The following is an 8,108-nucleotide window of genomic DNA, read 5'->3' as shown; positions in this document are numbered from 1 at the left end:
GCATGCTCCCGGCGGATCCGCCGCGCGGTGTGCACGGCGATGGCGGCCTGGCTCACGGCCACGCGCAGCAGGTGCGTCTCCATCTCGTTCGGGAAGTCGGCGCGGCGGGCCGACACGAGCACCAACCCGGCCTCCCACGGCAGCACGATCGGCAGGCTCACGACCCGCAGCGTGCCGACCTCGTCCACCGCGACATCCGTCGTCATCAGGCCCGGGGCCGGTGCCGGGTCGGCCTCGAGTACGGACCGCAGCTCGACCGGCAACCGCCCGCCCGTCGGCCGCCACGACTCCAGCGGCCGACCGTCATCCTGCGCGTCGTCGAATCGCGCATATGCGCCGTCGAGCTGCAGGATGCCGAAGAGCACGCTCAGCAGGCCCGTCGCGATCTCAGGCGGCTCGTGGTCGACCCACATCGCGGGCAGCGCGAGGAGCGCCCCCAGGTCGCGGAGCCAGCGCCGGGTGTCGACCGCCGCCCCCTCCGGGGTGGCCGGCGCCACCGGCGCAGGCCGGATCTCGCGGGGGGCACGGGCTGACGCGGCATCCATGTCGGCGTGGCCCCTCAGCTCGCCGCTCGTGCGTCGCGCTCTCCCAGGAACTCGGACGGCGGGACGAAGAACGGGTTCTCCTGCAGGATCCCACCGATCAGCACCATCGGGTGCGTGCGCAGGATGTCGACGACGAAGGCGCCGTCGAACTTCGTCGCCTCGTACGAGCAGATCACGAGATGGTCGTGCTGGGCGTGGATGAAGTTCGCCCGCGCCTCGAACTCGATGAGGTCGTCGAGGTCGGCACGGTCCGCGGCCCAGCCCATGTCGCACAGCATGCGGATCCGCGGCGACCGCTGCGCGACGAGCACCTCGTCGAGCACGCCGAGCATCGCCGCCTGGTCGAAGCTCCCGCCCTTCAGGTACGTCTCGGTCCAGGTGCGCACCTCGGCCCGGTGGTCCTCGAGCAGGGCTCCGGCGTTGAAGCCGAGGCGGCGCAACCGGTTCACGGGGGCAGCGGATGCCGCGGGGTCGACGAGGTAGAGCAGGCGATCGCCCCGGTCCACCCCGTCGGAGATGAACGGGTCGAAGACGGGGTCCTGCCACGGCGCATCCACGAATGCGCACACGTGCCGGTACGGGTCGAGCACTCCCCCGGCGAAGGTGACGGGCTCGGGGGTGCTCGCGGAATCAGGGGGCATGTTCGATCTTCCGTCCCAGGTGAACAACCGACATGTGCAAAAGCATGCTCCCTCGCGCCCGAAATGTCATCGCCCGGATGATGCGCGGGGCGCCACGTGACTGCGACTACCGCACGCTCTCGAGGAAGTTGCGGGTGCGCTGCCGCTGCGGTCGGTCGAGTACCTCCTCGGGGTGACCCGCCTCGACGACCACGCCGCCATCCATGAACACCACCTGGTCGGCGACGCCTCGCGCGAAGCCGATCTCGTGCGTGACCACGATCATCGTCATGCCCTCCTTCGCGAGCTCGCGCATGACGTCGAGCACGTCGCCCACCAGTTCGGGGTCGAGGGCCGACGTGGGCTCGTCGAACAACATGAGCTTCGGATCCATCGCGAGCGCCCGGGCGATCGCGACGCGCTGCTGTTGGCCTCCTGAGAGCTGGGCGGGATAGTGCGCGGCGAAGTCGGCGATGCCCACCCGGTCGAGCAGGTCCTTCGCCCGTGTCCTGGCCTGCGTCCGGGGCACGCCCCCGATGCCGGTGGGAGCCTCGACGATGTTCTCGAGCGCGGTCATGTGCGGGAACAGGTTGAAACGCTGGAACACCATTCCGATGTCGCGCCGCTGCCTGGCGATCTGCTTCGGCGTCATCTCGTGGATGGTGTGTCCGACCTGCCGGTACCCGATGAGCTCGCCGTCGACGATGATGCGGCCGCCGTCGATGGTCTCGAGGTGGTTGATACAACGCAGCAGAGTGGACTTGCCCGAGCCCGAAGGTCCGAGCAGCACGGTGACGGTGCCCTCGGGCACGGCGAGCGACACGTCGCGCAGGACCTCGTGCGCTCCGAAGCTCTTGCGCACCCGCCGGATCTCGACGAGCGATCGCGTCGGCGTCGGCGTGGCGGAGTCGGTGGTGGGAACGGTGATGCTCATACGACGCTGACCGCCTTCGTCTCGGGGGCCGGCGCTGGGCCCGGCCGGCGGGCGGCGAATGCACGGCGCATCCGCTGCAGTGGGGTGGGCGGCAGGTTGCGCGAGGTGCCGCGACCGTACCGGCGTTCCAGGTAGTACTGCGGAATCGAGAGCACGCTGGTCATGAACAGGTACCAGAGGCTCGCGACGATCAGCAGCTCGACCTGCTTGAGGTTCTGCGACGAGATCACGGTGGCCTGCGTGTAGATCTCCAGCACGGCGATCACCGACAGCAGCGACGTGTTCTTCAGCATGGAGATGGTCTCGTTGCCCATCGGGGGGATGATGACGCGCATCGCCTGCGGCAGCAGCACCCGGCGGAACGTGTAGAGCGGCGACATTCCGAGCGAGTACGCCGCCTCGTGCTGGCCCTCGTCGACCGACACCATGCCGGCGCGCACGATCTCGGACGAGTACGCCGCCTGGTTCAGGGTCAGAGCCAGCAGGCCCGCCACGAACGCGCTGATGAGCTCGTTCGTGTTCACCTGCCAGAAGACGACATCGGTGAAGGGCACGCCGACGCTGAGCTTCGCGTAGAGCAGCCCGAGGTAGCCCCAGAGCACGATCTGCACGAGCAGCGGGGTGCCGCGGAAGACCCACACATAACACCACGCCACCGTCGACAGCACCGGGTTCGAGGAGAGCCGCATCGCCGCGATGACGATCGCGAGCACCGTCGAGACGACCATCGCGATCACGGTGATGACCACGGTCAGCCAGACGCCCTCGAGGATCCTCGGGTCGAACAGGAATTCCCCGATGGCGGCGAAGTCGATGTTGGGGTTGGTCAGCACGGAGAAGGCGAACGCCGCCACGAGCAGCAGCACCACGGCGGCGCTGATCCACCGCCACGGCCGACGCAGCGGGATCGCCACGACGTCGCCGTCCGTGGCATCCGGTGCCGCCGCGTTCGCCGACGGGCCCGCCAGCAGACCCTGGCCCAGACCGTGACCCCGGCCCTCGCCCTCGCCCTCGCCCCGACCCTGCAGCGTCATTGCGTCGCCCCCTGGTTCACCGCGGCCGACTCGACCGCGTACGCGCTGATGTTGTTGCGCTCGAGCACCCGCTGGTACGTGCCCTCGTCGATGAGCGCCTGGAGCGCCTGCTGGATCGCGTCGACGAGTTCGGTGTCTCCCTTGAGGATGCCGATGCCGCTGAAGACCGGGTCGAACCCGGCCGGGTTCTCGGGGTCGCGCACCACGTCGAAGGCCTCGCCGTCGTCGGTCGTCGCCGCGACGTACTCGGCGACCACCGCATCCGCGACGTACGCATCGCTCTTGCCCGCGCGCAGTGCGGTCTGCGCGTCGAGATCGGAGGGCAGCTCCGTCACGGTGACGGGGTCGGCGCCGCAGTCCATCGCGCGCAGCAGCTCACCCTGCACCGTTGCCTTCTGCACCGAGACCGTCATGCCGCAGAGGTCGGTCTGCGTCGACACGTCCTTCGGATTGCCCGCCGGCACGAGGATGGCGAAGCCGCCATGCGTGTAGTCGACGAAGCTCAGCGTCTCCTGGCGCTCGGGGGTGTCGTTCATGCCGCTCATGATGAGGTCGTTGTTGCCCGCCTGCAGCGAGGGGATCACCGAGTCGAAGGCCTGCTTGTTCAGCGACACGTCGATGTCGAGCTTCTGGCCGAGCAGTCGGCCCAGCTCGGGGTCGAATCCGATGGCGCGGTTGTGCTCGTCGTACATCGCCATGGGCGGGAAGGGGATGTCGACGGCGACGTCGATGCGGCCCTTGTCGACGATCTCCTTCGGCAGCAGCGCCGCGAGCGCCGGGTCGGCGGTCGTCGACACCTCGTCGCCGACCGGCAGGTCGGGGCCGGATGCCGCGGCGGCATCCTCCCCGGAGCCGCCGGCGCCGGTGCATCCGGTGAGCATCAGGGCGGCGGCGACCGCCGTGGCGCTGAGGAGTGTGGTGGTGGTTCGAGCGATCATGGGGTGACTTCCTTGTCGTGGGGTGATCGGATCGTGATCGGAACGGCCGGGTCGTGGTCGGGTCGGAGCCTGGATCTCAGGCGAGGGCATGCGCCATGGCGGGTGCATGCGCGGCGAGCAGATCGTCGTAGGTCTCGCGGCGGGTCACGAGGCGCGCGTCGCCGTCGGCGACGAACACGATCGCCGGCTTGAGGGCGCCGTTGTAGTTGTTCGACATCGTGTAGGCGTAGGCACCGGTGCCCGGCATCACGACCAGGTCGCCGACCCTGGCCGGCGGCATGGGCGCACCGTCGACGAGCAGGTCGCCCGACTCGCACTGGCGCCCGACGAGCTGCACGGTCTCGGTCCACGGCTCGAGGAGGCGGTCGGCGATGATCGCCTCGTATCGCTGCTGGGTGAGGGCGATGTCCATCTGGTCCGCGAGGCCCCCGTCGACCGCGACGAAGGTGCGCCCCGTCCGCTTCACCGTCGTGACCCGGTAGAGCGTCACGCCGGCCCGAGCGACGATCGACCGGCCGGGCTCGATCATGAGGCGGGCGCCGGCGGGCAGGTGCTCCCTCGCGGCCGCGACGATCGCGTCGAGGTAGGCCTCGACGCTCGGCGCCTCCTCCGCGTAGGTGTAACTGACCCCGAGCCCGCCGCCCACGTCGTAGGTGCCGAAGGTGCCCACGGTCGAGATCTTGGCGACCGCCTCTGCGAACTGGGTGGTGTCGAGGATCTGCGAGCCGATGTGCAGGTGCACGCCCTCGAACACCATGAGCGGATGCGCCTGCATGCGGGCGATCGCGCGCTCGGCCTGGTCGATGGGCAACCCGAACTTCGAGTCCAGGCCTCCGGTGGCCTGGGACGCATGCGTCTTCGCCTCGACGCCGGGGATGACGCGCAGCAGGAGCCGCTGCGGTCGTTCGAGCAGCCGCTCGAGCCGGTCGAGCTCGTCGTCGTTGTCGACGATGATCGTGCCGATGCCCGCGTCGAGCGCCATCCGCAGTTCGGCATCGGTCTTGGCGTTGCCGTGGAAGGCGAGCCGTGCGGGGTCGACCCCGGCGGCGAGCGCGAGCCGGAGTTCGCCTCCACCCGCGATGTCGACCGAGAGCCCTTCCTCCTGCGCGACGCGGTACATGCCGACCGCCGGCAGCGACTTCGAGGCGAACAGCACGTCGGAGTTCGGCCAGCGTTCGCGGAGGCCGTCGACGAACCGGCGGATCTGGCGCCGCAGCCCCGCTTCGTCGTAGATGTGCAAGGGCGTGCCGAACCGCTCGGCCAGTTCGGTGACGGCGACACCGCCGATCTCGAGCACGCCGTCGTCGGTCGCGGTCGCCTCCTCGGGCAGGATCCGCCAGAGCTCGCCGAGGCGGGTGCCTTCGGGTGCGGGCCGGGTCGGGGTCATCGTCTCCTCCTCCGTCGACCGCGTCCTCGCCGTCGACGTCGGCCAGCCTAGGGAGAGGCCGGTCGCCGATGGTTGGAGATCTCGGATAGCTTTGGCACATGGATGCAGCGATTCCTCCAAATCGGGTGGCGAGAGCGGTTGGTCCACGCGTCACGCTCGCGGAACTCGTCGAGCAGCTCGGCCCCCGCACCATCACGGCGATCGGGTCGATGGGCGGCGCTGCCCACGTCGTCGGCACCGAGTTCTTCGACATCGCCGACGAGGTTCCGGATGCCACTGGCACGCTGCTGCTCGCCCCGTCGACCGCGTCCCTCAGCACCGCACGCCTCGCCGCGGTCGCCTCTGGTGCTGCCGAACGCGGGGCAGCGGGCCTTGCCGTGAAGTGCAGCGCCGAGCGCCTCCCCGCACTGGCGGCCATCGCCGAAGCGACCGGACTCCCGCTGCTCCGTGTCGCCGACCGCATCAGCTGGCGACTGCTCGACGCCCAGCTGACCCGCCTGCTCGGTGAGGCCGAAGCGCCCCTCGCCGGCCCGCAGGACCGGGGCGCTGAGCCGCTCTTCGCACTCGCCAACGAGTTGGCCGAGTTCTTCGGCGGTTCCGTCGCGATCGAAGACCTGAGTCGGAACATCCTCGCGTACTCGTCGGTGCCGGGTCAGCTGATCGACGCGTTGCGCACCCACGGCATCCTCGCCCGGCAGGTGCCGGCGTCGCCCTACAACGACGACCAGTACCGCACCGTGCTGCGATCCGAAGGTGCCGTGAAGTACCCGCGCCTCGGCGAGGAGGAACCGCGGGTGGCCGTCGCGATCCGGGCGGGTGCCCTGCCGCTCGGCAGCATCTGGGCGATCGACGCCTCAGGCGAGGGCCGGGTGACACCCGAACAGGACGAGCGGATGCGACGTGCGAGCGAGCTCGCCGGCGCGCACCTGCTCGACGACCTTCGTGTGCACGCCACGAACCAGCGGCCGCGAGAGGACCGCCTGCGCACCCTGCTGACCGGCATCGACCTCACCGGTACGGAGTTCGCCGAGCTCGGCATCCCGGAGGAGCGTGGCGCGGCGCTGCTCGGATTCGAGGTGCCCGGGGCCGGACCCACTGCGATCGCGCAACTGCGGTCCACCGCGATCCGGCACCTCGTGCTGCACCGGCCCGACGCCGTCGCCATCGCCCACCGCGGGCGCGTGTACGCGCTGTTCACCGCCGGCAGCGTCGACGAGGCGGTCAGGATGGCCGAACCGCTGCTGCCGCTCATCGACCGGCTCGTCGGCGAGGGCACCACCGTGGCCGTCGCCGGTCCCGTGCACCGCTCCGGTGAGGTGGCCGGCGCGCGCGAGCTCGCCGATCGACTCCTGAGCGCCGCAGCACGCGGATCCGTTCCCGAGATGCCGCGCATCGTCACCGCGGCAGGCGTCCGCCCCAGCCTGGTGGTCGAGCGCGTCGCCGAGCTGTTCGCCGCCGCCGGCGAGCTTCGCGACCCGGCGATCGACGCGCTGCGAGCCACGGAGCCGACGCGGCCCATCGCCGACACCCTCCTCACCTGGCTGGAGTGCTTCGGCAACGTGGCGCAGGCCGCCGAGCGTCTCGGCGTGCACCAGAACACCGTGCGGCACCGACTCGCCCGGGCGAGTGAGGCGCACGGCGTGCGACTCGAGACGGCAGACGAGCGCCTGGCCGTGTGGCTTCAGCTTCGCGCGACCGCGCGGTAGGCGCACGAGCCGGGATTCAAGATGGCGCTGGGCGCGGTCGCTGCCGGACCCGGTCCGGGCGCGGGTTACGCTGTTCAGGCTTCAGGCGCGCCCTGCCCGTGCCGCCAGCAGTCGGGAGACGCACGTGACGTTCCAGCCGGTCGAGCGCCGTTGATGCCCGCCGAGTCCGACGACCGCTCCATCCGCCGCATCGAGCTGACGCTGCACAAGCCGTGGTTCGCCCTCTACGGCGGGATCCGCCCCACCCTCGTCATCGCGGAACTCGGCCAGCCGGCCCAATGGGGCATCGGCACGTGGCAGGTGCCGGCCGACGAGACCGTGACCGTCGGGGTGTACCTGTTCAACCGCATGTGGCGATTCGGCCGCGCCGAGATCCGGCTGGCACCATCCGACCCGCCGGCGCTCCGCTACCGGGCACCGGCGCTGCCGTTCCTGCGCGGTCGCCTCCGCGTGCACGCCGCGCCCTCGTCGTAGCGGACGGTGGTCCGCTCCGAACGCGCAACCCCGTGACCATCGGCCTCGGCGCTCGTAGGATGGCGCCTAAGGACCCCAATGAAGTCATCGACCGTTGCGTTCTTCGAGGAGTTGGGCCGGCGCGGGCACGAACCGCTGCTGGAGCGCGTGCGCGCCACGGTGCGGTTCGACGTCGGCGACGAGGCATCCGTCGGCCATCGGCTGCTCACCATCGACCGGGGTGACATCCGCGTCGCGCCGCAAGACGGGCCCGCTCCCGCCGACTGCGTCGTCATCGTCGGTGAGGACCTCTTCGAGGAGATCGTCGGCGGCCGCACCGGCGCGATGGCCGCGTTCCTGCGCGGCGCGCTGCTCGTCGAGGGCGACCCGGAGGTGCTGGTGCTCGTGCAGCGGCTGTTCCCGGGACATCCGAGGGGCACCGATGGCCCGGCACGCGTGACGAGCGCCGAGGCGGCCGACCTGGGCGACGT

General features: G+C 70.6%; 8 protein-coding genes and 1 pseudogene. 3 read left to right on the top strand and 6 right to left on the bottom strand.

Annotated elements, in window-relative coordinates; genetic code table 11:
• From GH736_RS13295 to lysA, 6 genes and pseudogenes are all read right to left on the bottom strand, one after another.
• Window positions 1-545, bottom strand: a pseudogene (locus GH736_RS13295) (hypothetical protein); the annotation flags it as partial.
• 14 nt (window positions 546-559) lie between these two features.
• Window positions 560-1,186 (bottom strand): MEDS domain-containing protein, encoded by a 627-nt coding sequence (locus tag GH736_RS13290; protein ID WP_159604031.1) that lies wholly within the window; start codon window positions 1,184-1,186, stop codon window positions 560-562.
• Between the two features lie 106 nt (window positions 1,187-1,292).
• The gene (locus GH736_RS13285) at window positions 1,293-2,099 is read right to left on the bottom strand and encodes an amino acid ABC transporter ATP-binding protein (protein WP_159604029.1); all 807 of its coding nucleotides are present in this window, start codon (window positions 2,097-2,099) and stop codon (window positions 1,293-1,295) included.
• Window positions 2,096-3,133: an amino acid ABC transporter permease gene (locus GH736_RS13280; RefSeq protein WP_159604027.1), complete on the bottom strand. Its 1,038-nt coding sequence runs from the start codon at window positions 3,131-3,133 to the stop codon at window positions 2,096-2,098. Before GH736_RS13280 ends, GH736_RS13285 begins: the two co-directional genes overlap by 4 nt.
• A complete protein-coding gene (locus GH736_RS13275; RefSeq protein ID WP_159604025.1) occupies window positions 3,130-4,071 on the bottom strand; it encodes an ABC transporter substrate-binding protein in 942 nt (313 codons plus the stop codon). The genes GH736_RS13280 and GH736_RS13275 overlap by 4 nt, the downstream gene beginning before the upstream one ends.
• Window positions 4,072-4,147: 76 nt before the next feature.
• Window positions 4,148-5,458 (bottom strand): diaminopimelate decarboxylase, encoded by a 1,311-nt coding sequence (gene lysA / locus GH736_RS13270; protein WP_159604023.1) that lies wholly within the window; start codon window positions 5,456-5,458, stop codon window positions 4,148-4,150.
• A 98-nt stretch (window positions 5,459-5,556) separates the two neighbouring features.
• On the opposite strand from lysA, the gene GH736_RS13265 reads away from it, so the two are divergent.
• The 3 genes from GH736_RS13265 to GH736_RS13255 form a co-directional block, all read left to right on the top strand.
• Window positions 5,557-7,164 carry a PucR family transcriptional regulator gene (locus GH736_RS13265; RefSeq protein WP_159604021.1) on the top strand — a complete coding sequence of 536 codons (1,608 nt, stop codon included), beginning with the start codon at window positions 5,557-5,559 and terminating at the stop codon, window positions 7,162-7,164.
• 153 nt (window positions 7,165-7,317) lie between these two features.
• Complete coding sequence (locus tag GH736_RS13260) at window positions 7,318-7,638, top strand: hypothetical protein (protein ID WP_159604019.1); 321 nt, start codon at window positions 7,318-7,320, stop codon at window positions 7,636-7,638.
• Window positions 7,639-7,716: 78 nt separating this feature from the next.
• Window positions 7,717-8,108, top strand: a 392-nt coding sequence (locus GH736_RS13255) for an SCP2 sterol-binding domain-containing protein (protein ID WP_159604017.1), incomplete at its 3' end; no start/stop codon positions are given.

Source organism: Agromyces humi (assembly GCF_009720255.1).
Lineage (GTDB): Bacteria > Actinomycetota > Actinomycetes > Actinomycetales > Microbacteriaceae > Agromyces > Agromyces humi.
The sequence above is the reverse complement of the archived record's forward strand: the minus strand, read 5'-3'. Positions and strand labels throughout refer to the sequence as shown.